Annotated in this window: 13 protein-coding genes; 8 read left to right on the top strand and 5 right to left on the bottom strand. The window is 65.8% G+C overall.

Features of this window, described 5'->3' with window-relative positions:
• Window positions 1–3 precede the first annotated feature (3 nt).
• The 3 genes from G572_RS25005 to G572_RS0120440 are packed head-to-tail and all read right to left on the bottom strand — an operon-like array spanning window position 4 to window position 2,451.
• Window positions 4–291, bottom strand: a complete 288-nt coding sequence (locus G572_RS25005) for a hypothetical protein (RefSeq protein ID WP_051242836.1) — start codon at window positions 289–291, stop codon at window positions 4–6.
• A 28-nt stretch (window positions 292–319) separates the two neighbouring features.
• A complete protein-coding gene (locus G572_RS0120445; RefSeq protein ID WP_029060053.1) occupies window positions 320–2,155 on the bottom strand; it encodes a sodium:solute symporter family protein in 1,836 nt (611 codons plus the stop codon).
• Complete coding sequence (locus G572_RS0120440; RefSeq protein WP_029060052.1) at window positions 2,152–2,451, bottom strand: DUF4212 domain-containing protein; 300 nt, start codon at window positions 2,449–2,451, stop codon at window positions 2,152–2,154. The genes G572_RS0120445 and G572_RS0120440 overlap by 4 nt, the downstream gene beginning before the upstream one ends.
• A 391-nt stretch (window positions 2,452–2,842) precedes the next feature.
• On the opposite strand from G572_RS0120440, the gene G572_RS0120435 reads away from it, so the two are divergent.
• The gene (locus tag G572_RS0120435) at window positions 2,843–3,511 is read left to right on the top strand and encodes a response regulator transcription factor (RefSeq protein WP_029060051.1); all 669 of its coding nucleotides are present in this window, start codon (window positions 2,843–2,845) and stop codon (window positions 3,509–3,511) included.
• 318 nt (window positions 3,512–3,829) lie between these two features.
• Here G572_RS0120435 and G572_RS25000 read toward each other — a convergent pair whose 3' ends face one another.
• Together G572_RS25000 and G572_RS0120425 are read right to left on the bottom strand one after the other, a co-directional pair.
• Entirely contained in the window at window positions 3,830–4,429 is a 600-nt protein-coding gene (locus G572_RS25000; RefSeq protein WP_051242834.1) for a cytochrome P460 family protein, read from the bottom strand.
• A 132-nt stretch (window positions 4,430–4,561) separates the two neighbouring features.
• Window positions 4,562–8,086 (bottom strand): PAS domain-containing hybrid sensor histidine kinase/response regulator, encoded by a 3,525-nt coding sequence (locus G572_RS0120425; RefSeq protein ID WP_029060050.1) that lies wholly within the window; start codon window positions 8,084–8,086, stop codon window positions 4,562–4,564.
• A gap of 126 nt (window positions 8,087–8,212) precedes the next feature.
• On the opposite strand from G572_RS0120425, the gene G572_RS0120420 reads away from it, so the two are divergent.
• The 7 genes from G572_RS0120420 (at window position 8,213) to G572_RS24995 (ending at window position 14,315) form a co-directional block, all read left to right on the top strand.
• Entirely contained in the window at window positions 8,213–8,845 is a 633-nt protein-coding gene (locus tag G572_RS0120420; protein ID WP_029060049.1) for a hypothetical protein, read from the top strand.
• Window positions 8,846–8,984: 139 nt separating this feature from the next.
• Entirely contained in the window at window positions 8,985–9,413 is a 429-nt protein-coding gene (gene mscL, locus G572_RS0120415) for a large-conductance mechanosensitive channel protein MscL (RefSeq protein WP_029060048.1), read from the top strand.
• Window positions 9,414–9,695: 282 nt separating this feature from the next.
• Complete coding sequence (locus G572_RS0120410; RefSeq protein WP_029060047.1) at window positions 9,696–10,865, top strand: pyridoxal phosphate-dependent aminotransferase; 1,170 nt, start codon at window positions 9,696–9,698, stop codon at window positions 10,863–10,865.
• Between the two features lie 88 nt (window positions 10,866–10,953).
• Window positions 10,954–12,144: a two-component system sensor histidine kinase NtrB gene (locus G572_RS0120405; RefSeq protein WP_029060046.1), complete on the top strand. Its 1,191-nt coding sequence runs from the start codon at window positions 10,954–10,956 to the stop codon at window positions 12,142–12,144.
• Window positions 12,141–12,764: a response regulator transcription factor gene (locus tag G572_RS0120400; protein ID WP_029060045.1), complete on the top strand. Its 624-nt coding sequence runs from the start codon at window positions 12,141–12,143 to the stop codon at window positions 12,762–12,764. Before G572_RS0120405 ends, G572_RS0120400 begins: the two co-directional genes overlap by 4 nt.
• 272 nt (window positions 12,765–13,036) lie before the next feature.
• Window positions 13,037–13,375, top strand: coding sequence for a response regulator (locus G572_RS0120395; RefSeq protein WP_029060044.1), 339 nt, complete (start codon window positions 13,037–13,039; stop codon window positions 13,373–13,375).
• Between the two features lie 232 nt (window positions 13,376–13,607).
• Entirely contained in the window at window positions 13,608–14,315 is a 708-nt protein-coding gene (locus tag G572_RS24995) for a Crp/Fnr family transcriptional regulator (protein WP_084650399.1), read from the top strand.
• Window positions 14,316–14,382 lie beyond the last annotated feature (67 nt).

Raw genomic sequence — 14,382 nt, 5'->3', positions numbered from 1 at the left:
GCGTCACCCGGCTCCGGCAAGCGCGCCGCTGGCGGCGAAGACGACGGTAAGCGCCACGCGGGCGATCATCGTCCAGGTGACGGCGAAGAGCAGCAGCAGGCCGTGCGGCACCAGCGAAGGCGTGCCCTGCCGCACCAGCCACAGGGCGGGATCGGTGAGGCGGGCGAAGGCCCGCGACATGAAGCCGTCGTGGCCGGCGCCGAGCAGCAGCGTCAGCGCCAGCCGCCCGAGCAGCGTGTACATCAGTGCCGCCAGCACGAAATTGGCGATCTGGAAGGCCAGTACGCTCATGAAAGCGTTGCCTGCATCGTCTGACCGCTCACAGCGGGCCGTCGCGCATCACCGGGCCGCCCGAGGGCTTGCGGATGTCGTCGATCAGCGCCTGAACCTCGCGCGAAGGCGGCGGCGTCAGCAGGCTGACGAGGACGGTCGCGGCGAAGCCGACCGGCAGGCCGAAGAGCGCGGCGGAGATGTTTTTCACGCCGAACCATTCCGCCATGCCGCCGTATTGCGTCATGGCCAGATAATAGAGCGTCACGCCGAAACCCGCGATCATGCCGGCGATCGCGCCGGCCGCCGTGCAGCGCCGCCACCATATGCCGAGCACGAGGACCGGGAAATAGCCGGCGGCCGCCAGCGAAAACGCCCAGGCGACGACCGACAGGATGTCCGCCGGCCGCGTCGCGGCGACATAGGCGGCAAGAACCGCCACCGCGACCAACAACAGGCGGGCGATGACAAGACGCCGGCTGGCCGGCGCGCGTTTGTCGAGCATGCGGTAGTAGACGTCGTGGCTCATCGCATTGGCGATGGCGAGCAGCAGCCCGTCCGCCGTCGACAGCGAGGCGGCGAGACCGCCGGCGGCCACAAGGCCCGCGATCACATAGGGCAGTCCGGCGATCTCCGGCATGGCGATGACGATCACGTCGCGGTCGATGGCAAGATCGGGAAGCCGGAGGACGCCCGTGTTTCCGGGGGTGCCGGCGCAGGCTGCCTGTACCGCGTCGACAGAGGCTGCATGGGCGCCGCAGATGTCGACCAGTCCCAGCTTGCCATAGGTGTAGATCCACTGCGGCAGGGCATCGAGGCCGGCGCCGATGACGTTTTGATAGATCTCCAGCTTTGCAAAGGCGGCATAGGCCGGTGCCGTCACATAAAGCAGCACGATGAAGAGCAGCGACCAGGCGACCGACCGCCGGGTGTCGCGCACCGACCGGCTGGTGAAATAGCGCATGAGGATGTGCGGCAGCGAGGCCGTCCCCACCATGAGGCAGGCGATCAGCGCGAAGAAATTCAGCGGATCGAGCGAGGTGAAGGGCGCCAGATGCGGCTTTAGCGTGTCGGCTGTGGCCAGGCCCCGCGCCAGCAGATCCTGTTCCAGCACGGCGATGTCCTGAAGCACCGCGCCATAGGTGAATTGGGCAAGGGGAAAGCCGAACTTCTGCGCCGACAGGATCGCGACGGGCAGCATATAGGCGACGATCAGCACGATGTATTGCGCGACCTGGGTCCAGGTGACGGCGCGCATGCCGCCGAGCATCGAACAGAGCAGGATGCCGGCAAGGCCGACATAGACCGCCACCTCGAAGGAGATGCCCAGAAACCGCGAGGCAATGATGCCGGTCGCATAGATCTGGGCGACGACATAGGCGAAGGAGCAGGCGAGAAGCACGAGAATGCCGATAAGCCGGGCGAGATTGCCGCCGAAACGCGCTGCCAGGAAATCGGGAACCGTGTAGGCGCCGAACTTGCGCAGGTAGGGCGCGATCAGCACGGCAACGAGCACATAACCGCCGGTCCAGCCGATCACATAGGCCAGCCCGTCGTAGCCGAGCGCATATAGCGCGCCGGCCAGGCCGACGAAGGACGCGCCGGACATCCAGTCGGCGGCCGTCGCCATGCCGTTGTAGACAGCGGGCACGCGCCGGCCGGCGACATAGTATTCCGACACCTGAACGGTGCGGGTGACGAACCCGATGCCGGCATAGACGGCGAGTGTGAAGAAGACGAAGAGGTAGCCGATGATCCGGTCGGGAACGCCCATCTGTTCAAGGATGGCGAGAGCGGCGACGAAAACCGCGAAGCCCCCCGCATAGGTGCCGTAGATCCGCCCGACGTTGGCAAGGAAGGGATCGTTGCGCGGGTGCTGCCTCATCGCGGCAACGCCTCGCGAACGTCATCCGGTTCGGCGATGCCGGCCTCACGGTCGAGGCGGTCCTGCCGGGAGCTGAACCAGAAGAGGAGGATGACGAAGACGATGAGGGAGCCCTGGGCTGCCATGTAGAAGCCGAGCGGGAAGCCGGCGACCGCCAGCGTGTTGAGCGGTGCGACGAGGCCGTGGACCGCAAAGCCGAAGATACCCCACAGCGCCAGAACGACCGCCGCAAGGCGCGCGGTGCGGTGCCACCATCGCCGGTATTGCCGCTCCGGTGTCTCGGCGCGTCCATTCATCCCGGTTCTCCCGTCTTGTTTGTCCGTCGTGTTCGACACGTCTTTTGTGCGAGTGACGCTACGACAGTACGACGGTGCGGCGCATTTCCCCAACACTGTGCACCCAGTTTGACGCGTTGCTTATACGACTTTCGCAAACGCGAAAACTGTGAGAATACGGGAATTGCGGCCCGCCCGGAGCGCGGGTGGCCGCGGATGCGCCGGTTCTTCGCTTGATGCGCGTGGTGGCAGCGTCAATAATGCGGCTGCGCAAACAGGTCCCCCGTTTGCGGACCGGCACGCCGGGCAACCGGAGCAAGGGGGGCGCGGTGCGCGAATCGGCGGGAGGCGATTTGCGGCGTGCGTGGTTCAGAGCCGGCGGCGACGGCCGGCCTGGAGGGAGGAGGAATGCGTGTCGGAAAGCACATCCTATCATTTTGTTATTGCAGACGATCATCCATTGTTTCGCGGCGCGATGCGCCAGACGCTTGAACTTGTTTATCCGGGGGCAGGCCTCTCCGAGGTCGGATCGCTGGAGGAGGCGGTCGCCGATCTCGATTCCCACGACGAGGTCGACCTCCTCTTGCTGGATCTGTCGATGCCGGGGATGAGAGGCTTTTCCGGCCTGATGTATTTGCGCGCGCAGTATCAGGGCGTGCCGGTGGTGGTCGTGTCGGCGACCGAGGACGTTTCCACCATCCGCCGCTGCATGGAACTCGGCGCCTCGGGCTTTATCCCGAAGTCGCTCGGCATCGAGGTGATCCGCGACGCGGTGGCCTCCGTGATGAACGGCGGCACATGGACGCCGCCGGATGTCGACCTGAACTCGGAAAGCAACGAGATCGCCGACATGGTGCAGCGCCTGTCGAGCCTCACGCCCCAGCAGGTGCGTGTCCTGATGATGTTGTCGGAAGGTCTTTTGAACAAGCAGATTGCCTATGAGCTCAGCGTGTCGGAGGCAACGGTGAAGGCGCATGTCTCCGCAATCCTGCAAAAGCTCGGCGTGGACAGCCGCACCCAGGCGGTGATTGCCGCCTCCAAGATCGAACAGGGGCAGTGGCACTCGGCCATCGCGCGCTGACGCGCCGGCCGCGATTCGAACAAGAGGGCGCGGGACATGCTGCGCCCCGAGGAGGACGATAAAGTCCCGGCACTGTCGTCATCCCGGACGCAGCGCAAGCTGCGATCCGGGATCGGCGGAGCACGGTCTCGCGATGTGCAACTCAATTAAAAGGACAGTTTTTAAAGGGACAGGTTTTCGGCTCTCCGATACCGGGTCGCGCTTGCGCTTGCCCGGTATGACGCGGGAGGGCGTGCACTCCCTTTGTCGTCAGTCTGAGGGCGTGGGATATCCCGCGCCCTTTGCCGTTTTGCTCTCGTACGCGACCGGCGCCGCCGGTCAGGGCTTCGCGCGGACCTCTTCGACGGGATAGCCGAGGCCGTCGCGCTTGCCGAAATTGCTCTGGTGGCAATCGCTGCAAGCGCTCACCACGTCCATCGTCATCGGCGTTCCGCTCGGCGTCACCGCCATGTAGTACCAGTCGCCGGTCGCCGGCGAACTGCCGGCCGCAACCTTTTCCATCAAAAACAGCGGCCCCCTGGAGACCTTGCCTTCGTCGTTGATCGTGAAGGATTCCTTGGCGAGCACGCTGCCGGCGGGCATCATCGCGCCCTCGTCCTTGAACCGCATGTATTCCGCTTCGCCGACCGGATTGACGAAGGTCACGAGATAGCGCTCGCCGTGAAAGCCGGGCGCGGCGGGAAAGTCGCTCGCCGCCTTCCAGCCGCGGTAGTCGGTGACGAAGTCGCCCGGGATCCAGCGCTTGTCGCCTTGCATGTAGCCGGCGTGAAGCTCCTTTTCGAGACAGTGGTAGACCTTCGCCGCCTCCTGATGTGTCATTTCCGATCCCGGCTTGTCGACGTCGCAGGCCGCCTGTGCCGCTCCCGGTGCAAGCACGAATACCCCTGCGGCGAAGGCGGTCTTTGCCCAAATGTGCATGCTGGTCTCCCTGATTCGTCCCGAACGCGCGCGAAGGATGCTGCTCCGGCGCGCGGCGAAGCGTCCACCGGCAATAAGGCACAGGCAAGTCAAAGCTTTACACGCTCGCTTGATTGCGTGTCATCGCTTTGCCTATTCCGCCGCGGACCGCGTCAGGCGCAACCGCGACAGCAATGCCCGCAGCGCCGCCGGCTTGACCGGCTTGTTGAGAAGGTCGATGCCCTTGTCGGCGGCTTCCGCACGCACCGCTTGGGTGCGGTCGGCGGTGATCAGGACGGCCGGCAGCTCCGTGCCGAAGCGCCAGCGGAGCTGGACCACGGCCTCCACGCCGGTGCCTTCGTCGAGGTGGTAGTCCACGATCAGGACGTCCGGTTGCTGGCCGGCCTCCGTGGTCTTGCGCGCCGCTTCCAGCGGGTCATGGGCAATCGTGACCCGGCAGCCCCAGCCGGTCAGCAGGACCCGCATGCCGTCGAGGATCTGCGGTTCGTTGTCGATGGCCAGCACATGCAGGCCGTCGAGCGCGCCGGGAGCCGGCGGCGGCGGTGCCGGTTCCGCCAGGACGGGCACGGTCGCCGCCAGCGGAACGGAGAGGGAAAAGCGCGACCCGGCACCGGCTGTCGAGCGCAGGGAAACGGGATGGTTCAGCACCCGCGCGATACGCTCCACGATCGACAGACCGAGACCGAGGCCGCGGGCTTCCCGGGCCCCGTCGTCAAGGCGGTGAAACTCCATGAAGATCAGTTGCTGTTTGGATTCCGGGATGCCGATACCGGTGTCGAAGACCTCGATCACGACCTTGCCGCCGCGTTTGCGGACCCCGACCAGCACCTTGCCGGCGCGGGTGTATTTGATCGCGTTGGAAACGAGGTTCTGCAGCAGCCTGCGCAGCAGCCTGCGATCGGAGCGCACCGACAGGCTGCTCGGCAGGATGCGCAGGTCGAGGGCCTTCTCCCGCGCGATCGGCTCGAACTCCATCCGCAGCGGATTGAGGATTTCCTCGATCCGGAACACGGTGATATCCGGATTGAGCGCGCCGGTGTCGAGCCGCGAGATGTCGAGCACGGCGCCGATGATTTCCTCGACCGATTCCAGCGACGCGCCGACGTTTTGCACCAGATGCCGCAACTCGCCGTCGGCAAAGCGTTCGGTGAGGCTTGAGGCATAGAGCCGGGCGGCGTTGAGCGGTTGCAGGATGTCGTGGCCGGCGGCCGCCAGGAAACGGGTCTTTCCCAGGTTGGCTTCGTCGGCGAGCCGCTTGGCGTTGGTGAGTTCCTCGTTGACGTGGGTAAGTTCCAGCGTGCGTTCGCGCACGCGCCGCTCCAGCGTTTCGTTGGCCCGCGCCAACGCTTCCTCCGCCAGCACCCGTTCGGTGATGTCGGTGTAGGTGGTCACGATGCCGCCGGCAGGCATCGGGTTGGTGCGCACTTCCAGCACGGTGGCCTCGGTTTCCAGATGCTCCTGGAAGGTCTCCTGGCGCACGGCAAGCTTGTCGATCCGGTCGCCGACGATGACCTCCACCGGATCGCCGCCGAAGGCGCCGCGCTTGGCGTTGTAGCGGATGATCGCATCGAGCGGGGTGCCGACCTGGCCATATTCCGCCGGCAGGCCCAGCAATTCGCGGAACTGGCGGTTCCAGCAGATCAGCCTGAGGTCGCGGTCGTAGACGGCGATGCCCTGGCGCACCTGGTCCAGGGCTGTCTGCAGCAGGTCGCGGTTGTACTGGATGGCGACGGTGGCGTCGTCGAGCAGCTTCAAAGCGCCCTTGCCGCTCGGGTCGCTGCGCTTGACCAGCAGCGACAGCACGAGGCGGGAGGAGGCGGCGCCGATGGCGCTGGCCAGAAGCTGTTCGGAAAAGCGGATGATCTGGGCGTCGGCCGGTGCGTTGGGATCGGCGTCGCGGCCGCGCTCGCGGGTGAAGCGCTGGAACGAGCGCTCGGTACGCTCCTCGCCGAGGTAGCGCGCGATGGTTGCCTGCAGCTCGCCGACGGTGACGGAGGTGCGCCACAACCTGAGACCCGGCGCGGGTGAAAGCTCGGACGGCACGAAGATGTTCGCCTGCAACCGTTCGATGGGTTCGGGCGCGCGCGACAGCGACACCAGCACATAGGCGGCCAGATTGACCGACAGGCTCCAGAAGACGCCGTGCGTCAGCGGATCGAAGGCAAGCGAGAACAGCGCCTGCGGACGCAAGAGCCACAGGCCGAAGGGGCCGCTTTCCAGGAAGGTGTCGGAGATCAGTCCCGATTGCGCGAAGGTCGGCAACAGCAGCGTGTAGACCCAGATGGCGAACCCGGAGGTCATGCCCGCGATTGCCCCGCGCGCGGTCGCCCGCCGCCAGATCAGGCCGCCGAAGAAGGCGGGTGCGAATTGCGCGATCGCGGCGAAGGACAACAGGCCGATGGAGGTCAGCGCCGCCGTGTCTCCCGCGGCGCGGAAATAGGCATAGGCGAGCAGCAGCGTGACGAAGATCGCAACCCGGCGGATCAGGAGCAGGATGCGGCTCATGTCCTCGCCCGAGGAAGAGATGATCGCATCCTCGCTGGAGCGCCGGAGCACCAGCGGCATCACCAGGTCGTTGGAGATCATGATGGCGAGCGCCACGGTCGCCACGATCACCATGGCGGTGGCCGCCGACAGGCCGCCGACGAAGGCGAAGAGTGCCAGCCATGGCTGGTCGGCGGCAATCGGCAGCGCCAGCACATAGGTGTCGGGGTTCGTGTCCGGCGTGAAGGCGATCATGCCGGCCGCGGCGATGGGCACGACGAAGAGATTGATCGCGACGAGATAGAGCGGGAACAGCCAGGTCGCGCGCTTGAGCTCCGCCGAGGAGTTGTTTTCCGTCACCGTGACATGGAACTGCCTTGGCAGCATGAGCACCGCGAAGAACGACAGGAGGGTCATCACGATCCAGTTGCCGCCGGACAGCTCGTCCGTCAGCACGCCGGTCACGCGCGTGTCGGCGGCCATCGCGCTCGCAAGCGCCCCCGGACCGTCGTAGAGACCGTAGGTGACCCAGATGCCGACGGCGAGAAAGGCGATGAGCTTGACCACTGCTTCCGCCGCGATCGCCAGCATCAATCCTTCCTGGTGCTCCGTCGCATCGATGTGACGCGTGCCGAACAGCCAGGCGAAGATTGCCATTCCAATGGCGATGATCAGGGTGATGTCGCTGAAGTAGGAGAGGGGGCCGATCCCGCCGGGCAGGTCGAGCTGGGCGACCATCGTGGTAACGGAGAGCGACACGGCCTTCAGCTGGAGGGCGATATAGGGGATGATGCCGACCACGGCGATGATCGCGACGACGGCGGCGACCGACTGGCTCTTGCCGTAGCGCGCACCGATGAAGTCGGCGATGGAGGTGATGCGCTCGCTCTTCGCCAGCCGGATGATCCGGCGCAGCAAGGGATAGCCGAGCGCGAAAACCAGCACCGGTCCGATGTAGATCGTCAGGAACTCCAACCCGCTGCGGGTGGCGGTGCCGACCGAGCCGAAAAATGTCCACGACGTGCAATAGACGGAGAGCGACAGGGCGTAGATCAGGGGCCGTCCGCGTCCGGGCACCATTGTCCTGGCCTTGCGATCACCATAACTGGCAATCGCGAAGAGCGACAATATATACCCGAGCGCCGAAACGACGACGACCCAACCCTCAAGCATGACGCACCGCCTCCCTGCGGTTCTTGTCTCTTGGGCGCGATCGGATCACAGTTGCCCGGTGCTGTCCATCTGCCCGAAAGGCGGAGGCAGCCGGGTGCCGACCCGTGGAGAGAAACGATTTTCCGAATGCCCCCCCTGTTTCGCCGCAAGCGTCCGGCGCCGCTCAGCGACGCGGATGCGTTGCGCATTGAGCTTGCGCGCCTGGCCATCGTTCTCGCGCACCGGTCGATCGTGGAATACACCCGCATGCGCGTCGGGCGGACGTGGCCGCAGCTTTTTTCCGAGCCCGCCTTTCAGGAGGCGCTCGATTGCGCCTGCCGCACGGCGACACCGCTGTGCCTGGTCTGGGTGGCGCGAACCGCACGTCGCGCCGGCCTGTCGTCCGTCATGGGCTGTGCCGACGCGCGCGCCGTCGCAGCGGCCACAAGCGGGGCCTGGTGTGAGAGTGTTTCCCGTGCCGCCGTGGACGCGCTTGGCCGGCTTCCCACCTCGCGCATGGATGAGGACCGCATCGACCATGACGAGGCGCTGCTTGCGCTGACGGCGTTGCCGGGCACGCCCCCGGCGTCCCTGCCGGATGTGGTCACACCGCGCGAGGCCGTGCGGTTTGCCCTGCTTCTGCCGCTCGACCGCAGCTTCACCGAGGATGACCGGGAAACGATCCGCAACACCTTGCGCCTGGCATTGGCGGAGACGCATGAAGACCTGGTCCGGCGTCTCGACATTGTCGCGCTGTCATCAGCGGACCACGCGACCTGACACGCGCGGGAGGGCGTTGGGAGACGGAACCGGCCGGCAATTTCTCCGATTCCCGCCCTTGCGCCTTCATGCTAAACGGATCCGTCGATGGATGAAACGCGCCCGCCCGGGTGGCGTGGGCGACGGAGAACATCACGGCATGTTGCAGGAATTCAAGAAATTCGCGGTCAAGGGCAATATGGTCGACATGGCGGTGGGAATCGTCATCGGCGCGGCCTTTGCCGGCATCGTTTCCTCGCTGGTCGACGATGTCATCATGCCGCCGATCGGACTGCTGCTTGGCGGCGTCGATTTTTCCGAGCTGTTCCTCGTTCTCAAGTCCGGCGCGACGGCCGGCCCCTATGCCACCGTCGATGCCGCCCGGGATGCGGGTGCGGTCACCTGGAACCTGGGCCTTTTCATCAATGCGCTCGTCAAGTTCGTGATCATTTCCTTCGCGCTGTTTGTTGTCGTCAAGGGCGTCAACCGCCTGCGCAAGAAGGAAGAGGCAGCCCCCGCGGCGCCGCCGCCGCCGAGCCGCGACCAGGTCCTGCTTGAGGAAATCCGCGATCTCCTGAAAGCACGATAAGCCCGCCAGCGGCCGGGCAGTTGCCCGGCCGCGGTATTCTGACGAAGGGCAACGACGCACCCTGCTTCATTCCGGGCAAGGCGCGAGCCGCGGCCCGGGGCCAAGGAGCCAAAAAGCGGGCTTTTCAAGAAAACAGAACAGACAGGCCGTGCCTTTCCGGTCCCGGATCTCCGCTTGCCTGGCACCGGGAGGTCGACGCTCCCGCGAGGCCGGTTGTCAAAAGCCTTGTCATTCCCCTCACGCCGGGCGTCTGCCCGGCCGGTTTCCGGATTGAAGCACGACATGACAGACCTGATTGCGTCGCTGCGCGACGAAGCCCGCACGGCTCCGGAAAGCGGCATTGTCGACGTGATAACCTTCGGACGCGACTGCGCCGATCTCATTCCGCTGTGGGTCGGGGAGGGCGATCTGCCGACGCCCGAGTTCATCACCCGCGCGGCGGCCGCCTCGCTGGCCCGCGGCGAGACCTTCTACACCCACCAGCGCGGTATTCCGGCGCTGCGCCAGGCGCTCGCCGACTATCACCTGCGTCATTTCGGCAAGGACTGGGGCGCGGAGCGCTATTTCGTCACCGGCTCGGGCATGCAGGCGATCCAGATCGCCGTACGGCTCGTGGCGGGCAGCGGCGACGAGGTGATCTATCCCTCGCCCGCCTGGCCCAACCTGCCGGCCGCGCTGCAGATCGCAGGCGCCGAGGCGGTCTCCGTGCCGCTCGTCTTTGCCGCGCAGGGCTGGACGCTCGATGCCGACCGCGTGATCGCGGCGATCACCCCGCGCACCCGGGCGATCTATCTGAATTCCCCTTCCAATCCGACCGGTTGGATCGCGGATCGCGCGACATTGGAGACGATCCTGCATGAAGCCCGTCGGCGCGGACTTTGGATTATCGCGGACGAGGTCTACAGCCGTTTCGTGCGCGGCGGCCTGACGCGCGCGCCCTCCTTCATCGACATCGCGGAACCCGACGACCGGATCCTTTACGTCAACACGTTTTCCAAGAACTGGGCGATGACCGGCTGGCGCGTGGGCTGGCTGTCCGCGCCGCCTGAAATCGGGCAGGTTGTGGAAAACCTGATCCAGTATTCGACGTCGGGGGTTGCGGAGTTCATGCAGCATGCGGCCCATGCCGCCCTGACGCAGGGAGAGGCGTTTCTCGCCGAAGAGACCGCCCGCGCGGACCTTGGTCTGGAGATCCTCACCACGGCGCTTGGCGACACGCAGCGGGCGCGGTTCACCCGTCCCGGTGGGGCCTTCTATCTGTTCTTCGGCATCGAAGGCGAGGACGATTCCCGGGATCTCGCCAGACGGATCGTCCGCGAGACCGGCGTCGGGCTGGCCCCGGGCATCGCCTTCGGTGCGGAGGGCGAGGGGTTCCTGCGCCTGTGTTTCGCCCGCTCCCGGCGCGATTTGAGCACCGCCGCCGCGCGATTGCGCGACTGGATCGCGCGTTGACGCAGTGATGCGCGATGCGCTACGGAATTCTGCGTAGGGATTGTCGGGATTGGCCGCCGGGCCAGCAACGGGGTAGGCCGGACCAAAAATGCGCGAAGACCATAGCCGCAGCATGTCGGTGTCGCCGAGCGTCTCGGAGGCGCGGCTGGCCAGCGTCCTGGGAACGGCGGTCGACGGCATCGTGGTCATGGACGACGCGGCGCGCATCATCCTCTTCAACAAGGCCTGCGAGACGCTCTTTGGCTATGCCGCCGAAGAAGTGCGCGGCAAGAACGTCAAGATGCTGATGCCCCTGGATTACGCCAGGGAGCATGACGGCTACCTGTCGCATTACCTCGACACCGGCGAAAAACGCATCATCGGAATCGGCCGCGAAGTGCACGGCCGCCACCGCGACGGCACGGAATTTCCCATCGAGCTGTCGGTCGGCGAGGCTGCGACCCCGGAGGGACGCCAGTTTATCGGCATCCTGCGCGACCTGCGTCCGCGCAAGGCGGTGGAGCGCCGGCTTGCCGACGCCCAGGCGCAACTCGTGAGCATGACCCGCATCAGCGCCCTGGACGAAATGGGGGCTGCGATCGCGCATGAGCTCAACCAGCCGCTGACCGCGATCATGCTCTACCTGCAGGCCGCGCGCCGCAAGGCGGCCGTGGATGGCGCGGACGACGGCAAGCTGGTCGAGATCGTCGACAAGGGCGTGCGCGAGGCGGAGCGGGCCAGCCAGATCATCCAGCGCATGCGCCGGTTTGTGGAAAAGCGCGATCCGGAGCGCCGGAGCGTCTCGATGGCGTCGCTGATCCGCGAATGCCTGGAACTCGTCATGCTGGGCGATGCCAACGCAGAGGTGAAGATCTCCGCCGAAATTCCCGACGACTTGCCCGATATCAGCGCCGATCCGGTGCAGATCCAGCAGGTGCTGGTCAATCTCGTGCGCAACGCGCTGGAGGCGGTCCGCGACGCGCAAAAGCGCATCGTGCGCATCGGCGCCTCCACCCAGGGGGGCGACATGATCGTGCGGGTCAGCGATTCCGGCGGCGGCGTCCCGCCAGAGGTGGTGCCAAATCTGTTCCGGGCGTTTTCCGGCGCCAAGCGACGCGGCCTCGGTCTGGGCCTGACCATTTCGCGTTCGATCGCACAAAATCACGGTGGCGATCTCTGGGTCGATCCGATGGGCGAGGATGGCGGTGCCGTCTTCGTGCTGCGCCTGCCCATAGATGCCAGTGGCGCGGCCGAAAGCCCGACGCCGGCAGATTCCGCAACGAAAGGACCGTCAGAATGAGCGACAATGCGCAGGTGATCCATATTGTCGATGACGATCCCGCGATCCGCGATGCCCTGGCCCTGGTGTTCGACATGGAGGGCTATTCCGTGGACACCTTCGACAATGGGGATGCGTTTCTCGCGGCGGTCGGGGCAACGACGCCCAGCTGCGTCATTCTCGACGTGCACATGCCCGGGCAGTCCGGCATCGAGATCCTGCGTCGGCTGCACGGCAACGGCTTCGTCGTGCCCGTCTTCGTCATTTCCGGCCAGGGGGACATTCCCATGGCGGTCGAGGCGATCAAGCACGGCGCACATGATTTCATCGAAAAGCCGTTCGATGCCGATACCGTGGTGACGCGGGTGCGCGATGCGATCGCCGCTGTCGGCAAGTCGGCCGAAGCTCCGGAAAAGGAAACCGGTGCCTTTCCCGGAGCGGAGACGCTCACGCCGCGCGAACGCGAGGTTTTGATGGAGATCACCGCCGGTGCCTCCAACAAGGAAGCCGGGCGGACGCTGGGGATCAGCCCGCGCACCATCGAGGTGCATCGTGCCCGCATCATGGAAAAGCTGGGCGCGCGCAACGCCGCCGACCTTGTCCGCATCGTCCTGACCCGGGAGGGGCCGGCGGCCGGCTGATGCCGGGCGTGCGTCTCTCGCCTTACCTCGGTTCCGTGAATTTCTTCCGCCACTTGCGTGCTTCTGCGTAGTTTCCCGGCCGCTGCTTGCGACTATAGTCTTAAACGAATGCCGACCGGGCAAGAGACGCGCGCCGCGTGCCTGCGACCGGGCGGACGATGAAGACACGTGGCGGAGAGAGCGTCTGTGCCGGGAAATGCATGCGCGAGAAGGACGCTGGACATGTCCGGTCTGTGCGGCGAGGGGCCGTCCGGGCAACCGGGGTCTTCCCGATGACCGTCCACATCATCGAGGACGATCCGGGCGTCGGCGACAGTCTTGCGATGCTGCTTGGACAGATCGGGCATCGCGCCCTTGTTTATCCGGACGCGGAATCCTTCTTCGAGGCCGCGCCGCCCGAAGCCGGCGACACGGTGATCGTGGATCTCGGCCTTCCCGGTTTGAGCGGCGTGCAGCTGATCCGGTGGGTCAACGGCCTGAAACATCCCCCCAAGGTGATTGCGATCACCGGCCAGTCCAGCCGCAACATCATGGAAATGCTGGGAGATGAGCAGCCTGCGATCCTGCTGCGCAAGCCGCTGACCGAAGAACTTCTGGTCTCGCATCTTTGATTTTGCCGCACCCGGCCTGCCGTTCGCGCCGGTCGGACGGCGCGACGCATAGGTATAAGGTCGTACGAAAACGACCCAATTCCCGCGCATTCGACTTGCAGCTAGGCTTTGACATCGGTTGACGGAGAGTCGGTGTCGGACGGGGCACGCGGACTGGGGCAGCGCGCGGCGGACGGGCCGGGCACGACCTTGAAGAATTCCTCCGGCCGCCGAGACTGCACAGGAGGGTAGCATGGCCTATTTGGAACAGGCGATCGAGGCCGGCAACGGTCATACGGGGATGTCCCCGCTGGAAGCGCGGTCCCTTGGGCTGAAGCAGTCGCAAAACGCGAAGTTCCTGCGTCATTCCCCGCACAGCGTGATCTTCTACGAGGGCGACAGCGCCGATCGGCTGTTCGAGCTCGATGAGGGCATCGTGATGCTCTACAAGCTGCTGCCCGACGGCCGTCGGCAGGTGGTCGAGATCCTCAATCCCGGCACGATCTTCGGCGCGGCCGCCGGCGAGACCTACGACTGTTCGGCGGAAACCCTCACCAATGCGCGTGTCAGCGCCTACGACCGCCGCGAGATCGACCGGTCCGCGCCGCTGCAGCGCCATCTGACGCATTGCCTGATGTCGCAGATGGAACTGCTTCACGATCATGCGGTTCTTCTCGGGCGCAAGTCCGCGATCGAGCGGGTGTCCAGCTTCCTGATGCGCATGGTGCCCCAGCGCGGCGGCGAAGCCTGCGCCGGGCCGCCGGAAACGGGCACCGACAGCCACAACGTCGTTCTGACGATGACGCGCCAGGAAATCGCCGACTACCTCGGCCTGACCATCGAGACGGTCAGCCGGGTGATCTCCGAACTGAAGCGCCGCGGCCTCATCAAGGTCGAGCGTCAGGACCAGATTCACATTTCCCGCGTCTGCGGCATCTGCCAGCTGACCGGCATCCACTGACGCCCCTGACGTTTTGCAGGACTGCGTCGCACGCCCCGGACAACGTCCGGGGCGTTTGTCGTTCTGG

The organism is Stappia stellulata DSM 5886 (genome assembly GCF_000423705.1).
Taxonomy (GTDB): Bacteria; Pseudomonadota; Alphaproteobacteria; order Rhizobiales; family Stappiaceae; genus Stappia; species Stappia stellulata.
This window is presented reverse-complemented; position numbering and strand designations above follow the sequence as displayed.

What these genes read in the sequence shown, in the direction of transcription:
- G572_RS0120410 (WP_029060047.1), top strand. Translation starts at nt 9,696, where the DNA reads ATGACAGACCTGATTGCGTCGCTGCGCGACGAAGCCCGCACGGCTCCG.
- G572_RS0120440 (WP_029060052.1), bottom strand. Translation starts at nt 2,451, where the DNA reads ATGAATGGACGCGCCGAGACACCGGAGCGGCAATACCGGCGATGGTGG.
- G572_RS25000 (WP_051242834.1), bottom strand. Translation starts at nt 4,429, where the DNA reads ATGCACATTTGGGCAAAGACCGCCTTCGCCGCAGGGGTATTCGTGCTT.
- G572_RS0120395 (WP_029060044.1), top strand. Translation starts at nt 13,037, where the DNA reads ATGACCGTCCACATCATCGAGGACGATCCGGGCGTCGGCGACAGTCTT.
- G572_RS0120445 (WP_029060053.1), bottom strand. Translation starts at nt 2,155, where the DNA reads ATGAGGCAGCACCCGCGCAACGATCCCTTCCTTGCCAACGTCGGGCGG.
- G572_RS25005 (WP_051242836.1), bottom strand. Translation starts at nt 291, where the DNA reads ATGAGCGTACTGGCCTTCCAGATCGCCAATTTCGTGCTGGCGGCACTG.
- mscL (WP_029060048.1), top strand. Translation starts at nt 8,985, where the DNA reads ATGTTGCAGGAATTCAAGAAATTCGCGGTCAAGGGCAATATGGTCGAC.
- G572_RS0120425 (WP_029060050.1), bottom strand. Translation starts at nt 8,086, where the DNA reads ATGCTTGAGGGTTGGGTCGTCGTCGTTTCGGCGCTCGGGTATATATTG.
- G572_RS24995 (WP_084650399.1), top strand. Translation starts at nt 13,608, where the DNA reads ATGGCCTATTTGGAACAGGCGATCGAGGCCGGCAACGGTCATACGGGG.
- G572_RS0120400 (WP_029060045.1), top strand. Translation starts at nt 12,141, where the DNA reads ATGAGCGACAATGCGCAGGTGATCCATATTGTCGATGACGATCCCGCG.
- G572_RS0120405 (WP_029060046.1), top strand. Translation starts at nt 10,954, where the DNA reads ATGCGCGAAGACCATAGCCGCAGCATGTCGGTGTCGCCGAGCGTCTCG.
- G572_RS0120420 (WP_029060049.1), top strand. Translation starts at nt 8,213, where the DNA reads ATGCCCCCCCTGTTTCGCCGCAAGCGTCCGGCGCCGCTCAGCGACGCG.